Origin of the sequence: Streptomyces sp. NPDC057287, from assembly GCF_042667905.1 — a bacterium.
Lineage (GTDB): Bacteria > Actinomycetota > Actinomycetes > Streptomycetales > Streptomycetaceae > Streptomyces.
In genome coordinates this window covers 220,897-237,846 of sequence record NZ_JBHUYV010000013.1, presented here as the reverse complement: position 1 = coordinate 237,846, position 16,950 = coordinate 220,897, and the positions used below count along the sequence as shown (strand labels likewise).

Here is a 16,950-nt window from a genome sequence, read left to right as displayed (position 1 = left end):
TACTGTTCGCACGTCCCCCTCTCCCGGAGAGGGGTGCCTCCTGTCAAAGTCCCCACCGAAGCAGAGAGTTCAGCTGATGACCGACAGTGCGGTGGCCGAGTCGTGCCGCCTGACCGTACGTGCGCCGAGCGTCACCGTTGATCTGGCCGTGCCCGCCGACGTCCCGGTCGCCGACCTGCTGCCCACACTGCTGCGTTACGTCGGGGAGGAGGCCGAGGAGGCCGGACTGGACCACGCCGGCTGGGTGCTCCAGCGGCTCGGCGACGCCCCGCTCGACGAGGAGACGACCCTGGCCGGAGCCGGGCTGTCCGACGGGGCCGTGCTCCATCTGCGCCCGCACACCGAGGCGCTGCCCGAGGCGCGGCTCGACGACCTGGTGGACGGGATAGCCGACACCGCGGGCCGGCGGCTGCACACCTGGCACGCCGGAGCGGCCCGCGGCCTCCTGGTGGGCACCGCCGTGGCGACCGTGGCGGCCGCCCTGGTCCTGGTGTTCTGGCCGGGAGCGACCGGCTCCGCCTCCACCGAGGCGGCCTGCACGGCAGTCGCGGGGCTGCTCCTGCTCGCGGGAGCGGGCTCCGCCAGCCGGGCGGTCGGCGACCGCCTCTCCGCGACCGCGCTCGGCCTGCTGGTCGCCCCGTGCCTGGCGCTCGCCGGATGGGTGCTGCCCGGCGGCGACGTGACAGGACCGGACGCGACGCAGGTCGTCGGCGCGCGGCTGCTCGCCGCGGGCGCCGCGGGCGCGGGCGGCGCGGTCATCGCGCTCGCCGCGACCGCCGTAGGCGCCCCGGCCCTGCTGGCCACCGCGGTCGTCTCGGTGGCCACCGCCGTGGCGGGCGCCCTGATGGGATACTCCGGGCTGGGCGCACCGGCCGCGGTCGCGCTGGTGTCGGCGGTCGTCGCGCTGGCCGCCGGGACGGTCGCACCGTTCGCCTTCAAGCTGGCCGGGATGCGGATGCCCGCACTGCCGTCCTCGGCCGGTCAGCTCCAGGAGGGCATCGACCCCTACGCCGGTGACGAGGTCGCCGAACGCACCGAACTGGCCGGACGCTGGGTCGCCGCGCTCTTCGCCGCCACCGGCGTCATCGTCGCGGCCGCCCTGACCGTCCTCGCCGAACACCCGAACCTGCCCGAGGTGCTGACCGCGCTCACACTGAGCCTGCTCCTCCTCCTGCACGCCCGGGGCCTGGTGCACATCGGGCAGCGGCTGACCCTGGCGGTGCCCGGGATCTGGGGGCTGCTGCTCCTCGCCCGCGCCTGGGCGGTGGACAGCGGCAGCGACGGCCGCCTCGTGGTCTTCGCGGTACTGCTCGCCGCGGCCGCCGGGCTCGTGACCGCCTCCTGGACCGTGCCCGGCCGCCGGGTACTGCCGTACTGGGGCCGGGCGGCCGAACTGGCCCACACCCTCTTCGCCGTCGCACTGCTGCCGCTCAGCCTGTGGGTCGTGGGCCTGTTCGGCTGGTTGCGCGGACTGTTCGGCTGATGACGCCCGCACACCGGGGCACGGGAAACGAGTTGGTGAGGAGAGGCAGTGCAGTCCAAGCGCGACCAGGTACAGGCCCACACGTTCATGATGGGCAGGCTCAGCTCGGGCCTGCTGACAGCTGACCCGGATGCCGCGGAGAGCCCTCTCGGGCGCACCACCCGCGGTGTCGTCTTCGGCGTACTGGTGACCGTGCTGATCGGCGCGGGCGCCACGGTCTTCGGGCTGCTGCGTCCGGGAGGCAACGACGGCTGGCAGGACGGTGAGCACCTGGTCGTCAACCGTGACACCGGCGCCCGCTACCTGTGGACCGGCACCGACGGCGTTCTGCACCCGGTGCGCAACTACGCCTCGGCCAGGCTGATCGGCGGCTCCGACCTGGAGACCGCGGACGTCGCCACCGCCTCACTGCGGGACGTACCCGTGGGAGCACCGGCCGGCATACCCGGCGCACCGGACGCCGTGCCCGGGCCCGGTGAGCTCGACGGCGGCGCCTGGCACATGTGCGTCACCGGCCCGGACGGGGCACTTCCCAGCACCTCCGGAGCGGTGGCGGACACCGGGGTCGACAAGCCGGGCGTCACCACCGTGGTCGCAGGGGCACCCCTGGACTCCCAGGACATCGGCGGTGACCGCGGGGTGCTCGTCCGCGGACCCGGTGACACCGAGTACCTGGTGTGGCGGGGCAGCAGGCTGCCGCTGGACCGGGCCTCGGATGCCCGTAACGCCCTCGGCTACGGCTCGGAGCAGCCGATGCCGGTCTCGGCGGCCTTCCTGGACGCACTGGCCCCCGGACCCGCCCTCAAGCCCCCGGCCGTCCCCGGGCGCGGTGAGGAAGGCCCGGTCCTCGGCGGCGAGCCCAGCCGGATCGGCCAGGTGTTCATCGTCCGGGTGCCCGGCGGCGGCAGCACCTACCACCTGCTGCAGAAGGACGGGCTGGTGCCGCTGACCCGCCTCGGGGCCGCCCTGGTGCTGGGTGACCCGGCCACCCAGAAGGACGCGTACCAGGGGCGGTCGCCCGAGGCGCGCGACGTCGGCGCCGACGCGCTGCGCACACACCGGGCGAAGGACACGGCCACCGCGGGAACAGCGGAACTGCCGGACACGCCACCTGCTCCGCAGCCCGCGCCGCGCGGCACCGCCCTCTGCGCGCAGGTGGACGGCGACCACGGCGGAACCCGGATCAGGTCCGTGCTGGTCCCGCTGGCCCGGCTCGCACCGGTCGTGGTGTCGGAGGGCACCACCCAGCCGATGAGCCCGGCCTGCGTCCGGACCGACGCCACAGTGGTGCGCCCGGGACGCGGCGCCCTGGTCCGGGCCCTCAACGCGAGCGGAGCCGCGCACGCGGGAACGACCTACCTGGTGGCGGAGAACGGTGTGAAGTACCGGGTCCCGGCCAAGGACGCGCTGGCCGCCCTCGGTTACGCCGAGGGGGACATCGGATCGGTCCCGGCGCCCCTGCTCGCCGCTCTTCCGACCGGTGCGGACCTCGACCCGGCCGCGGCCTCGGGCGCAGCCGTGCCCCGGGTCACGGCTCCACGGTGCGGTACCGAGGCTCCGCAGGGGACCACCGAGGAGGACAGGACGGACACGGGGAACGCTTCCGGCACAGCCGACTCCACGCCCGGATCCATGCAAAAACGCGTATAGGCCGCCGAAGACGGAAAACCGCCGTACGTAATTCTCCGCACGGACGGAGCTCATTTCCCGGCAGTCGAACGCCAGGGGAAACCTCAAATAAAGCTCAGATATCCGGTGTTCGCGCCCGTGGAATCCCGCGGGCGCGCGCACTTCACCGGAAACGGGCTGCCCGGATGACCGTTCGCAGGCTTTGGCTGCCCGTTTCCCGGCCGTTTCGCGTTGCCGGGTGCTGTGCTGCCGCCGAGTGGTCCTCCCTTCCCGGCGGATGGTTCATCCCACGGAAACATTGGGGCAACTCTGGTGCCGTGCAGGGATTCTGGTGAGCTGACCTATGCTCAAATCTTCCCCACACGCGTTGCGCGGAACGCCGGGTTCTCTTTAGCCTCTGCGTGGCAACGGTGCAACAAGACTGGCCTGTAGGAAGGGAGCGCGACATGGCGGACACTGGCGCAAGGAAAGCGGACTATGCCAAGGGCTTGGGAGGTGTCTCCTCCCTGGAATCGGCCCGGAGCGCAGTCGAGAAGATCCAGAACAACGTCGCCGAGATCGCCGCGCGTTCGGGTGTCGGCGGCGACGAGGGCCAGGCCCTGCTGAAGCTCTTCCGCAGCTGGAACGGCGAGGCGCAGAAGGTCGTCGTCCAGATCAGCAAGATGGTCGACGCGCTCCAGGAGAACGTGACGTCGGCCGACCGTCTCGCGAAGGAGAACCAGGACCTGACCGAGGTGCTCAACAGCAAGACCAGCCAGGGCGTCTTCGAAGCGCTGCGCTGACCCACCCCCGCGGAACCGGCCCCTGCGGGAAGGCCGGAACCGGTGAGCGGCCCGGGCCCCGGCGCCCGGCCATCCGAGAGGAGATGTCATGGCTGACGGCATCATCGACGTGCAGTACTCCACGGTCCGCAACGCGATCGAGGAGCTGAAGGGCCAGACCCAGCAGATCATCACGACCCTCAACAACCTGGAGGACGAGCTGAGGCCGCTCGTGACCTCCTGGGAGGGTGACGACCAGCAGATGTACCGCGGGGTACAGGCGGAGTGGGACCAGGCCACCAAGAACATGGCGCTGCTCCTCGGCGACAGCGGCGAGCTGGTGCAGAGCATCCACGACAACCACTCCCGTGACGAGCGCAAGAGCGCCGACAACTGGGGCAGTGTGCGGGCCCGTTAGGCCCCGGCCGGGGCCCGCCCTCCGCATGGACGGGGAGGGCGGGCCCCGGCGCCCCTGCGGCCTCCCGGCATGCCCGCCGGCCGCGCCGCCGTCCGCACCGGGAGCCGGCCCGGTCGCCCTGTGATCCCGTCCGGCACCGAACCCCAGGAGGACGTCCCATGGCCGGTGAGAAGGCCGACGTCAAGCATTTCGACCTCAAGCAGATGGAGAGCTTCCGCGACAACGAGGTGCAGCCGGTGTACACCGCCGCGAAGAAGCACCGGGAGGACGGGGACGGTGAACACATCCGGCCGCTCGGACATCTCGTCGACGGGCACACCACGCCGGACAACCTCGCCCAGGACAAACAGCTTCTGCGCATCGGCAAGATGGTCACCGAGCCCTTGGTGTCGGGACCGAAGCTGATCGCCGGTGTCCGCACGGCGGCCGAGGCGATCGACAAGCTGCTGGGTGACCAGATGGACCTCTTCAAGGAGCTCAAGGAAGCGCTCACCGACACGATCGAAGAGGCCAACAAGACCAAGGACAAGAACCTCGACGCGATCGACGCGCAGACACTGCTGCAGACGTTCGAGGAGGTCGACACGCTCACCAGCGGTTCGTCGGGTGAGGAAACCACCTAGGCCGACGCGTCCCCACCCGTGAGCGCCCCTGCGGCCCGGGGTTCCACCCGCGTGACGGACGCCCGTCCCCGCAGCCGCACGAAGAGGCTGTGCGCCGACCTGTAGGACACCTGACCAGAAAGAGTTCCCGGTGGCTGATCGGTACGATCCCAACTCTCAGGAGAACGTCGACAAGTTCGACGGCGCCGCTGATCCATCGAGCGACACCTGGGCCACTCTGGTCTCCCACATCACCGGCTACCCGGTGCCCGACCGCAGCACCGTCTTCGACACGCTCCGGTCCGACCACGGCGGCAAGCTCTTCCGCATGGACATCAAGGAGCGCAGCCTCGGCCTGCTCGTCAAGGATTCCGGCTTCCTGACGAACAAGGGCGAGGACTACGACATCTGGTTCTTCGACAGCGGCAAGAAGCGGTCGATCATGCAGGCGCGCATCGTCTTCGAGGGGCGCGTGAAAGCCGGGGAGGAGATCATCTTCGCCGGGCCCGGCTCCGACAACGTCCATGACGCCCAGGTCCGTGAAGGCAACGAGTTCACGGACTACAACAAGGACAAGATGAGCACCGTCGCGCTCGCCCGGTACATGAACGGGCCACGGGCGGCGCTCCTCGAACTGCTGCGGGGCAGCACCCAGGACGCCCGGTTCAGCAACCTGGGCGTACCCGGCGCCGACGTGGTCGACCTCAAGTCCTTCGGCACCACGGGGGAGTCCTTCGACTTCGCGGCGAAGTTCTTCAGGGACCACGCGGTCGTGCTGAAGGACTGGGAGGACCGTTTCAGCCGCGAGGACGCGAGCTGGAAGGGCGAAGCCGCGGAGGTCTTCCGCAGCCTGCTGAAGAAGATCCGTGAGAACTACGACAGTTACGTCGAGACCTTCGACTCCAAGGTCGGCACAGGTGACGAGACCGGTACCGGTGGCACCGTGTACTCGCGTGCGCTCTCGCTCGGGCGCACCTACCTCGAGAACGCGGCGAACAAGCTGTTGGAGGCATGGCTGGACTGGGCCAACTCCTCCTACTACGACCCGCACCAGGTGCTGCGCTACGTCCTGGACGAACTGGCCCAGTGGGTGGACGCGAACAACGTCGCCAAGACGGACATCACGTCGTACACCAACCGCTACACCACGACCGTCAGCCACAGCCCGCAGGGCGGCTTCTCGCAGGTGCACCCCGAGTACGGCGACCTGACCGACATCGCCAACTGGGCCAAGGTCGGTGACAAGGCGGTCAAGCTCTGGAGCCAGGGGGTCGACGAGTACCTGGGCAAGCCGGCCGCCACGGTCCAGTCGGCCCTGAACAACCACTTCCTCGAACTGGGCGAGGACTTCTCCGACAACGTGCCCGAACCGAAGTCGACCGGCACGGCCTCGGACGAGTACGAGAAGAAGAAGCTGGAGGAGGAGAAGGAGGAGGTCAAGAAGCAGAACGAGGAGAACAAGAAGTACCAGGACGATCTGCGTGAGGAGCAGGAGCGGCAGCGGGAGGAGGACAAGAAGTACGCGGACGATCTGCGTGAGGAGCAGGAGCGGCAGCGGGAGGAGGACAAGAAGTACGCGGACGAGCTGCGTGAGGAACAGAACCGGCAGCGCGACGAGGACAAGAAGTACCAGGACGATCTGCGCGAGGAACAGCGCCAGGAGCAGGAGGAGGCCAAACACCTTCAGGACGACCTGCGGAACGAGCAGAACCAGCAGCGCGACGAGGACAAGAAGTACGCGGAGGAACTGCGCGAGGAGCAGCGGCGCGAGCAGGAAGAGGCCAAGCGTGAGGCCGAGGAACAGCAGAAGGCCGTCACGGAGAGCCTCGGCGGGCTCAACGACCCCGACGCGGTCACCACACAGGATCTCGGGGACCTGGACAGCCTGCTGAACACGAACATCCCGTCCACCGAGAGCCCCGGGAACCTGGACATCGGGGGCGGCGGGGACAACCAGCAGGGCCCAGCCCCTGCCACGGTCGCGCAGAGCCTGGGGAACCTCGGTCCGCTCAACAACGGTGGCCCCGGCGGGACCAACAAGGCCGTCAACGACGCAAACCAGGCCGTCACCCAGGACCTCGGCAGTCTCGGCGGCCTCAACGGCGGCTCCGGCGGCTCCCTGGACACCCCCACCGGCGGCAGCACCCAGCTGGACGGGGGCAAGCTGACCTCGGACTTCCCGGACGGCAGCACCAGCACCTTCGACCCGGACAGCGGTCTGGTCACCACCACGCACCCCGACGGCAGCATCACCACCCGGGACCTGAGCGACGGCATGAAGGTGACCAACCCCGACGGGTCCGTCACCTCCCTCGGCGACGACGGCAAGCTGACCACCACCTTCCCCGACGGCACCACCCAGGTCGTCGACCCCACCACGGGCCAGGCCGTCACCACCGACCCCGACGGCGCCACCACGACCCAGAACCTCGGCAGCCTCGGCGATCTCAACGGGCAGAACAGCCTCGGCGGTCCGGGGGACCTCGGCGACATCAACGCGGACCTTCCCACCCAGTCGATCGGCGACCTCGGTGACCTCGGAAATCTCAACGGCGGTCTGTCCGGACTGGAGACGCCGACCGGCGGGCACACCGCACTGACGAACGGCGACTTCGCCACGACGTTCGCGGACGGAAGCAAGGGCGTCTTCGACCCGGACACCGGGTCGTTCTCCATGACCGGCCCGGACGGCTCCGCCGTGACCACCGACCTCACCCACGGGGCGTCGGTGACCAACCCGGACGGCTCCATCACCGCACTGGACAACGGCCAGCTGACCACCACCTTCCCTGACGGCAGCAAGCAGGTCATCGACCCGGACACCGGCATCGCCACCACCACCGACCCGCAGGGCAGGACCGAGACGGTCGATCTGCACGACCTCAACCAGTCCGGCCGTAACGGAGGTTCGGGCGTTCTCGACGGCCTCGGTGATCTCGGCAGCCTGAACGGATCGGGTGGACTCGGCGACCTGGGGAGCCTGAACGGATCGGGCGGGGCGGGCGGCCTCGGAGGCCTCGACACGGTCGGCGGCGGTGACGGCGCGACCAGCGAGGTGCCGTTCTCCGACCTGGGCGTCGGTGGGGGACAGGCGAGTGCCGGAGCCCTCGGCGGCGGCCTCTCCGGATCGGGCTCCCTCTTCCCGGACGGCCTCGGCGCGGTGGCCCCTCTCTCGGACGGTTCCGCGACCGGCGCGGGCAGCCCACTCGCAGGCGCCGCCCAGGCCGGCACACCGGGAGCACCGGGCACGCCCGGCAGCCCCGGCATGCCGATGGGCGGCGGTATGGGCGGTATGGGCGGGGGCGGTGAGAAGGGCAACGGCGAGCGCGTGCGCGCCGTCCTCGTCGACGCGGCGGAAGAGAGCGAGCGCCGGAACCGCCGTCGGCGCAGCCCGTGGAACCGCCAGGAGGACAGCGACACCTTCCTGGCACCGGCCCGCCGGGTGACGACCACCGGCGGCGACACACCCGAGGAGGAGGGGGAGCCCCGCCAGCGGTCGACGAGCTCCGCCGACTACCTGGAGGAGGACGAGGACGTGTGGGGCACCGAGGAGGGCGGCACGCCGGCCGTCATCGGCCGGTGACCGGCGCCGGTGTCCGGCGTCCCGCGGCGGGCGGCGCATCCCGGTGGGACGCGTCCCACCCACCCCCGGCTTCCCGCGCCCGACATCCACCAGGCAAGATCAACACAGCAGTTGACGCACCGTACAGGGCCCTACGCGCCGACCGGGCGTACGGAGAGACCTACAGAGAAGGAGGGGAGCGGGCGTGACGGAACCGCTGGAGAAGCGCCTGGAGAAGGCGATGGCCGAACTGCAGTCGGCCCAGGAGGCAGTGGCGCGCACCGAGCGCGAACTGCGCACGGCGTCGTTCTCGTCGCTCTCCTCCGACCGTGCGGTCCGCGCCACCGCCGGCCCCCAGGGTGAGCTGACGGGGATCGAGTTCCTGGAGAACAAGTACCGCGACATGTCCCCGCAGGAGCTGGCCGCCAGCGTCCTGGAGGCGGCGAGCGCGGCGCGCCTGAAGATGAACCGGCATGTCATGAAGGCGATGGCCCCGTTCGCCGAACCCAGCAGCAACGTGCCGGAGCTGAAGGGCTTCGAGCTGGACTGGGAGCGCATCTTCGGCCCCGAGGTGCTGCGCGAGGACGAGGACACGGCGCGCGGAGGCCGGGCCGCCCCCGCCTGGCGGGACGCACTCGGCGAAGAGGGAGGGGACTGACGATGGGCGAACGGTACTACGTCGATCCGCAGCGCATCGAGGCGCTGGCCGGGCAGCTGGAGGAGATCGGCGCCCTCACCAGGAGCATGACCGAGGAATTCCTGGACGACCTGGCGCCCACGGTGAACTGGCCCGGGTCGGAAGGCGAGTTCGCGGAGAAGGCCAAGCCGCAGGAGCAGAAGGAGCGGCAGACCACCAAGGACACCATGCTGTCCATCCGCGACGCGCTGGTGGGCATCACCGACGCCACGGTGAGCCAGGTCCGGATGATGAAGGACACCCGCGACCACAACATCGAGCAGGTCGAGAAGGGCGCAAGCCGCATCGACGCCGACGGACTCGGCAGCGGCTCGGGCGGGCATGGCCGCCGCTGAACCCCGCACCGAAGGCCGCTCCCGCACCACGCCGGGAGCGGCCGCTCCGTCCTGCCCGAGCGGTCTCAGGGGCGGACCTCGATGAGCATCCACGTATCACCTGAGATCAACACGATGATCTTCATCCTCACCGGGGAGAAGCTCATCGACGCCGACGAGGACCTGGCCTTCGACAGCCGTGTGCCCTACTCCGGTCTGGGCCGCAAGCTGGAGCGGCTGTCCTCGCTGATCGACAAGTCGATCCACGACATCGGCGAGTCGATGCCGGACGACCTCTCCAAGTCGTACGCGAACGCGATGGGCATGCTCGTCGACGACGGCGGGAAGAACTACCTGAAGGACTTCGCCGACCAGCTCGACAAGATCGCCGAAGGCCGGCGCAAGACCTCCATGGACATCATGGAGTCGAAGTGGCAGGTCATCGCCGAGATCATCCGGCTGCTCATCGAGATCGCCATCTACCTGGCGATGTCCTTCTTCACCGGTGGCGCGTCGGCCAGCCAGATCATGATGGCCAAGCTGCGCAGCCGTTTCTTCATCCTCACCACGATGAGCCACCTGCTCCAGCGGCTGCACCTGGCGCCCTCGTTGACCGAGGCGTTCGCCGAGGCGTTCACCACCTTCGCGGTGCGGCTGGCGATGATGAACTTCGCCCCGGACGGCCGTCGTCCCGACGGCTTCGACTGGAACGACATCCTCAAGGCCGCGGCGTTCGGCGCGGCGGCGGGCGGCCTCACCAGCATCTTCGACAGCTTCGCGAAGAACATCGTCAACAGCTACGACAAGAACTTCCTGAAGAACGGTCCGGACCTCGACTTCAAGAGCCCGCCCAACCCGAAGAACAACCCGGACGTCGACTTCAAGGGCAACGGCCCGAACCCCAAACCGGACCCCACGCCCGGCCCCACACCGACCCCCAAGCCGGACCCCGCACCGAACCCGAGCCCCGGTCGCCCCGATCCGACCCCGTACGGGAACGGCCCGGGACCCTCGGGCAAGCCGCCGGTCACCTTCCGGAACGATCCGCTCTCCTTCCGGAACAACCTCGGCCTGTGGCGGAACAACCAGATCCAGCGCAACAACGCGGACCGGCCGGGTGCGCTGGCAGGGCACTACGGGCTGAAGGGGACGGCCGACTTCCTCGCCGCCGGCGCGGGTGAGGCGCTCGCGGAGATCCTGATCAAGGGCGCCTTCGACGGCGACTGGTCGACAAGCTGGTCCACGTTCGTCGGCGCGGGCGTCAGCAGTCAGGTGGAGAGCACGCTCAGCGACACCGCCGTGAACAGCGGTGCCGAACTGCGCCACGCCATCGACAAACTCGGCAACCGACCGCCCACCGTCTCCGGTGGAGCCACTGGTACCGGTACCGACGGTTCCTCGCGTTCCGGGGCGGACTCCGACCGTACCGACAGTTCCTCGGACAGCGACACCATGGGCGGCGGGCCGACGCCCACCTCGCCCCCGCCCGCCGTCCAGCAGACGACCGGACAGGGAGAGGTCGCCGGTAGTCAGCCGCAGTCGCCCCCGCCCTACGTCCCCGAGAACCCGCCGCCGTACACGACCCCGGACCCGCCGTCGTACACCCCCGGCCCGCTGCCCGTGACCGCCGCCGAGAACGCGCTGTGGCAGCAGGTCCACAGTGGCTCCGCCGAGGTCCGTCAGCAGGCGTTGAACGACCTCGCTGCTCTGCGCGGCACCCCGGTGCCGGGCGGTACCGAGATCGGCGTCCGTGACGGCCTGCACGGCAGCTTGTCGCAGCTGCCCGAGGTGCGGGTGGTGCCCGGCGGGAACAGCTCCGCCGTGCAGATCGACGCCGACGGAGTCCGCCGTGCCCTCGGTGGCTTCGACGCCCCGGTCACGGTGGATCCCCCGCTCGCCGCCGTCCCCGGGACCCAGGGGAACGGCCCCGCCCCGGTCACGGTGGATGCTGCCGGAGGCCGCGTTGCGGCCGACCCGCAGGGTGCCGCCGCCGGTACGTCCCCGGAGGACGGCGGTGTGGACGTGCCGGGCAACCCGGCCGCGACGGGCGAGGGAAACCCGGGAGTCACCTCGCCCGACAGTGCGGCCGTGACGTCCCCCGAGAACCCGGCTGCGACGCCGGAGAACCCGGCTGCGACGCCGGAGAACCCGGCTGCGACGACGGAGAACCCGGCGGCGACGCCAGGGGACTCCAATGCGACGCCGGGGGACTCCGCTGCGACGCCGGGGGGCTCGGCTGCGCCGTCCCCGGAGCACGTGGAGGGCATCCTCCCGAGCGCTTCCCACGAGTCGGCCGTGCAGAACGACCCCACGTCCGCGCCGGCGGGCCAAGAGGCCGGCACTCCCGTTCCCACGGGCGGCCCCGCAGTTTCCACCCCGGCCGGGACGGGCAGTGGGGCCCGGCCGGGCGGCGTCCCCACCGGGTCGGCGACCCCCTCCGCCACGCCGCCGCAGGGCACCCGCACTCCGGACGGGGCCGTCCCGGCAGACGGCTCCGGACCATCCCCGGACGGTTCCGCGCCAGCCGAGCCCTCCCCGGGGGCCGCGGCCTCTCCGGATGCCGTGGGCGCTTCGGATGCTGCCGACCCGACGGCGAGCCTGGGCACATCGGATGCCGTACCCGGCGTCACCCCTCCGGCTGGCGGTGCCACCGCTCCCCCTGCCGCCGCCGACACCGCGCCCCCGCAGGTCAGCACCATCGGTTCGTCCCCCGGAACCGGCGAGGCGCGCGACGTCAGCGGCACAGCCGATGTGAAGGCCGGGCCCGCCCCCGCCCCCGCCCCCGCCGGAGGCCCCGAGTCCTCCCAGGCCGCTCCGCTGACGATCGTGGTGTCGGAGGTGCCGCCGCCGGGGGAGGGATCGCCCGAGGCGGTCGCGCTGCTGGACGGTGCCGGCACCGACCGGGCCGTCGTGCTCGGACCCGTCGCGCCGGACGGCGCGGGGCGCCCGGTGCGGGCGGCGGCCGAGCTGACTCGTGAGGGCCCCGGCGCACCTGTCCGGGTCCGCCCCCTCTCCGGCCCGGTTCCCGCAGCGAACGCCGACGGCGCCACGGACACCGAGTTTCCTGGCGCGGACGTGCTGATGCCACTCGCCGACGCCCTCGGACCGATGACCCGTCCCACCACCGAGAGCGGCGTGACGACCCGGAGCGCACCGGGAGTCAGCAGGCCGGTGGTGTCGTCGGCGACCCTGTCGGAGAAGCCGAGCCCCGTGCGGAGCACGGCGACGGGCCCGGACCTCCTGACGCCCACCGCACCCGCCCCGGCCAAACTCGCCACTCTCTCCCGTCCCTGGGCCGAGACGGCCACGGACGTGCACCTGGAGTCGGGTAGGAGCGACGGCGACCGGGGCCGGGGGCAGGGCGGACCAAGTACAGGCGTCGGACGCGGACCCGGCGGCGACGTCACCCCTCCGCCACCTCCGCCCACCACGCCGGACACGCGCCCCGCAGCGCCTCCGGTGGTGCCTCCGCCAGGTCTGATCGTCGTACGCCCCGCCGACGGCGGTAACGGTTCGTCACGTCCCACGGAAACCGCCGCCACCACGCTGGACGGCCACACGGTGCCCCTCGCTCAGCTGCGGCGCCTGGTCCCGGAGGGCGCAGTGAAGCCCCGACCCGGCGTCGCCGTACAGACGCTGACGATCTCCCAGAGCCCGGCGGAAGACGGCACGGCCCGCGCCGAGGGGCGCCGGGCGATCCTCGGCGCGGACACCTTCCGAGGCGTACGCACCACGTCGCAGGCCCCGGCCGGCGGCGCGGACACCGGAGACGTCCCGGCAGCCCCCCGTACGGTGTTCACCGGTCCGCCTGCCCCGCTCCCGGGCTCGGGCACCGAGCTCGGCGCCGACTACTTCGTTCAACACGCCACGCCACGGACCGTCACGCTCGGGACCGAGGACGCGGCACGGCCCACCGTGAAGATCAGCGGTGTGCAGTTCGGCGAGGTGCTCAATTCCTGGTCGCAGGACGGCCCCCGGGACCGGCCGCTGGTCCTGTTCTCCTGCGAGACCGGACAGCAGCCGGAGGTGGCCGGGCTGCCGGTGGCCCAGCACGTGGCGAACCGGACCGGGCGCCGGGTCTACGCCCCGACCACCGAGGTCGGCACGGCCAAGGACAGCGAGGGCAACGTCCGCGCGGTGCTCACCGAGGGCGCGGACGGTCCGGGGCGCTGGCGGGTCTTCACCCCGGAGCCCAGCGGTACCGATCTGGACGCCCTGGCACGCGACATCGGCCTTCACTCGGGCCCGGGACCGGCCGACGCCTTCGCCCTGACCCGTACCCTCCAGCAGGTCCGCACCCTGCGTGAAGCCCTCGGCCCGGACGCCGAGCAGCGCCCGGAGAACCGGGAGCTGCTCGCAGGGCTCGCCTTCGTGGACGGCCTGCGCTGGCGCAGCCCGGACACCGCGGCCCGCTACGGCGACGGCCGCATGACCCCGGACCTGCTGCGCCGGATGGTGACCGACCACCAGGGCTCCACCGGCCCCGGCCCCGGCGGCCCCACCACGGGCGATCCGGCGGCGGGCCCGACTGCCGAGCAGTACGGCGAATTCCTGCGTGCCGCGGCCGATCTGCGTACCACCGCCGGACCCGACACCACGCTCGACGCCCTGCTGCCCCCGCCGCCCCCCACGCTGCCGCCGACCACCCTGGTCTCGCCGGAGGACGTACGCGGTCTGGCCTACGCGCCCACCGCACGGGTCACCTGGTCCCTCTCCGACAGCCCGCTGCCGCTGTCCGAGCTGGCCATGAGCCCCGAGGACACCGCCGAACTCGCGCGCCGCAGACCCGATCTGACGTCGGCGCAGAGCCGTCCGGGAAGCCGGGCGGAGAGTGCCGCCGAGGACGTGACCCTCCTCAGCAGGGCCGCACCCGGCACCGCGGACACCGTGCACGCGGACGGATCGGCCTTCCGGCGGCTGGACACCCCCGGCGGCGGGGACTGCCTCTTCCGGTCACTGCTCGACAGCGCGCGCGCCCAGGACATACCGCCGGCGTGGGCCGCGCGGAACGTGGCCGGCCTGCGCCGCCTGCTGAGCGACCGGATCACCGGGTCCGAACTGGGCGACGCCGTGGCCCTGGCGATCCCGGACCCGGTGTTCGCCGTCGTGGACGACCTGCGGATGCGTGCCGTCGCCGGGGTCCAGGACCCGGCCGAGCTGGAACGGATCACCCGGCACTGGAACCGGACGGCCCACGACATCCTCACCGACGGGGATCCCACCGCGTGGCAGCGCGTCCTCCGGGACAGCGACTACCCGCACCTCGCCGACGTGGCGCCCACTCCGGCCGACGCGTGGCGACTCGGCACCAAGGGGCTCGTAGCCTCGGCGGCCGGGCTTCCCGGGCTGTGGGCCTCGCCCTTCGCCGACCTGCTCCCGGAATCGCTGGCGCACACCCTCGACCTCGACCTGCGGCTCGTCCAGCCCGATCCGCAGGCGCCGGGGAGCACCTTCGTCAACACTCTCAACCCGGGAGGCCAGGGCGGTTCCCTGCACCTCTCCTACAACGGCCGGGACCACTTCGACGCGCTGGTGCCGGCCTCGGCCCCGCTCACACCCGTACCCGAACCGGACATCACCCCGGACCCGAAGCCCACCCCGGACCCGGGCAGCTCGACCGACACCCCGGACCCGAAGCCCATCCCGGACCCGGGCAGCTCGACCGACGCCGAGGCTCCCGACAGGGGCGACCGGGTACCGCTGGAGACGCAGCTCGAACGGCACCGCCCGGCACGCCTGCTGACCGGCGAGGACGCCCGGCCGCCCGGCCCGGTGCCGGCCACCGTCACCTTCGAGGACGGCAGTCGGCTGCCCACGGTCCTGATCAGCCCCGACTCCGACCCCGGCGACAGCACTCCGGGGGGCAGGACGGACAGCACCACGCCGAGCCGCCCGACCGGACTGTTCACCGGCCTGGGCAGGACCACCCTGCGCTCGCCCGAGCAGGTGGCGGAGGAGATCCTGGGCAAGCTGCCGGCGAAACTGCGCGCCCAGTTCGACGAGGCGGAGCTGCTGCGGCTGCTGACCGATCAGCCCGGTGCCTTCACAGCCCCGCGCGGCGCGCGCTTCGTGGGCCGGGAGAAGTCCGGGGTCGGCCACGAGATGACGGTCGAGGCCATTCCGTACCACCGCTGGGAACGCTTCTCCAACGTGGACGGCGCCACCGTCCGGCTGGACACCATGCGACGCGGTCAGGCAGGTACGGGCGGCGGGCGGAGCGTCGGCTTCGGGCGGCGGATCGCGGGCGGGATCAGCATGGGGCCGCCCCTCAACTGGCTGCTCAAGCTGGGCTTCTCGCTGGGCTGGACCCGCAGGACCGACTACGCGCAGGGCACCCAGGCGTACAACCAGTCCGAGTGGCGCAACTGGGAGGGCTCTCACCTGCACCTGGACGACGTCCACTACCGGGTACGGGTGGACCGCGTCACCGAGGCACCCGCGGCCCCCGGGCCGGACACCCGGTCCGACGGCCCCACGGGACGGAGCGGCCCGCCTCCGCAGAAACCGAACTGGCGGCGCACCCAGGTGCACACCGCCGGGTTCGCGATGCGTGACGGGCTCAGCTGGCGGATCCCGGACGACCTCACCGTGCCCTCCAAGGGGCCTCGGCGGGCACCGGAGACGCTCACCTTCCCGGACGGGGCCGAGCCGCGGATGGCCGACACCACCGGGCTGCACCTGGTGGACCCGCCGGAGGACGTGGCCCTCGCCATCTCCGGCGCCCGTCCGGGGAGTTCGGCACACCGCACCCTGGTCTCGTACGTCCGGCCGGGGCGCCTCCTCGCGTTGTTCGGGCGGTTCTCGGGGCCGGTCACCGGCCCCGAGCTGACCAGGGGCAGCGGACAGCGCCCGCTGGGTCACCTGATCGTGGAGCGGTCGGTGCCGCACCGGGCCACCCTCGTCGCCGAGTCGGTCAAGACGGAGCTGCGCGATCTCACCCAGACCACGTACCAGAACGAGCGCGGCCACGTCCGTGACACCCGGCTGGGCTTCCAGGTCACCGCCGGGCCCAACTACACGCTCACCGGCGCGGACACCGACGTACGACTCCAAGGCGGCCCGCTGGTCCGTGTGGACCTCTCCACCGGGCGCGGCCACTATCTCGGTGCCGACGCCGCACGGAAGACCACCGGCCGTGTCCGCAACCACCCGGTCGCGCTCTACCGGGTGGAGCGCACGCTGATGGTGCGCAAGCCGGGCGAGCTCCCGTCGGCGGCCCGCCCGGTCCGGGTGGTCAGCCTGGACTGGATCTCCACCCAGGACGCACGCCGCCTGGCGGGCTGGGACAGCCGCACTCCCGGACGTACGGGCCCCGACCCGGACGTCGAGCCGCCGGTGCCCTGGTACCTCACCCGGGAGGACCCGGTCCACCTGAGCGGCCAGGTACGCGCCGAGGGTTTCCGCCCCGGCCGGCCCCAGCCGCAGGTGCAGCCCCTCGAGCAGGCTCCGCCCCGGGTCCAGCCGCAGCAGTCGCAGACCGTGCA

9 protein-coding genes (1 of these 9 only partly in view) are annotated in these 16,950 nt (G+C 71.9%); all 9 read left to right on the top strand.

Going from position 1 to position 16,950, the window contains the following annotated elements:
• Positions 1–76: 76 nt before the first annotated feature.
• Entirely contained in the window at positions 77–1,483 is a 1,407-nt protein-coding gene (gene eccD / locus ACFUNE_RS25030) for a type VII secretion integral membrane protein EccD (RefSeq protein ID WP_383572207.1), read from the top strand.
• 48 nt (positions 1,484–1,531) lie between these two features.
• Positions 1,532–3,133: a type VII secretion protein EccB gene (gene eccB, locus ACFUNE_RS25025; RefSeq protein ID WP_383572204.1), complete on the top strand. Its 1,602-nt coding sequence runs from the start codon at positions 1,532–1,534 to the stop codon at positions 3,131–3,133.
• 425 nt (positions 3,134–3,558) lie between these two features.
• The gene (locus ACFUNE_RS25020; protein ID WP_382495878.1) at positions 3,559–3,894 is read left to right on the top strand and encodes a hypothetical protein; all 336 of its coding nucleotides are present in this window, start codon (positions 3,559–3,561) and stop codon (positions 3,892–3,894) included.
• Between the two features lie 88 nt (positions 3,895–3,982).
• Complete coding sequence (locus tag ACFUNE_RS25015) at positions 3,983–4,291, top strand: WXG100 family type VII secretion target (RefSeq protein WP_329236071.1); 309 nt, start codon at positions 3,983–3,985, stop codon at positions 4,289–4,291.
• A gap of 158 nt (positions 4,292–4,449) precedes the next feature.
• The gene (locus ACFUNE_RS25010) at positions 4,450–4,914 is read left to right on the top strand and encodes a type VII secretion system-associated protein (protein WP_329236073.1); all 465 of its coding nucleotides are present in this window, start codon (positions 4,450–4,452) and stop codon (positions 4,912–4,914) included.
• 130 nt (positions 4,915–5,044) lie between these two features.
• Positions 5,045–8,476 (top strand): AAWKG family protein, encoded by a 3,432-nt coding sequence (locus tag ACFUNE_RS25005; protein WP_383572199.1) that lies wholly within the window; start codon positions 5,045–5,047, stop codon positions 8,474–8,476.
• A gap of 184 nt (positions 8,477–8,660) precedes the next feature.
• On the top strand, positions 8,661–9,113 hold the full coding sequence (locus tag ACFUNE_RS25000) for a YbaB/EbfC family nucleoid-associated protein (RefSeq protein ID WP_383572196.1): 453 nt from the start codon (positions 8,661–8,663) through the stop codon (positions 9,111–9,113).
• A 2-nt stretch (positions 9,114–9,115) separates the two neighbouring features.
• Positions 9,116–9,487 carry a hypothetical protein gene (locus tag ACFUNE_RS24995; protein WP_383572193.1) on the top strand — a complete coding sequence of 124 codons (372 nt, stop codon included), beginning with the start codon at positions 9,116–9,118 and terminating at the stop codon, positions 9,485–9,487.
• A gap of 81 nt (positions 9,488–9,568) precedes the next feature.
• Positions 9,569–16,950, top strand: the beginning of a protein-coding gene (locus ACFUNE_RS24990) for a lonely Cys domain-containing protein (RefSeq protein WP_383572190.1). 19,123 nt of this gene lie beyond the right edge of the window; 7,382 of the gene's 26,505 nt are visible here — the first part of the coding sequence; the start codon lies at positions 9,569–9,571; its stop codon lies beyond the right edge, outside the window.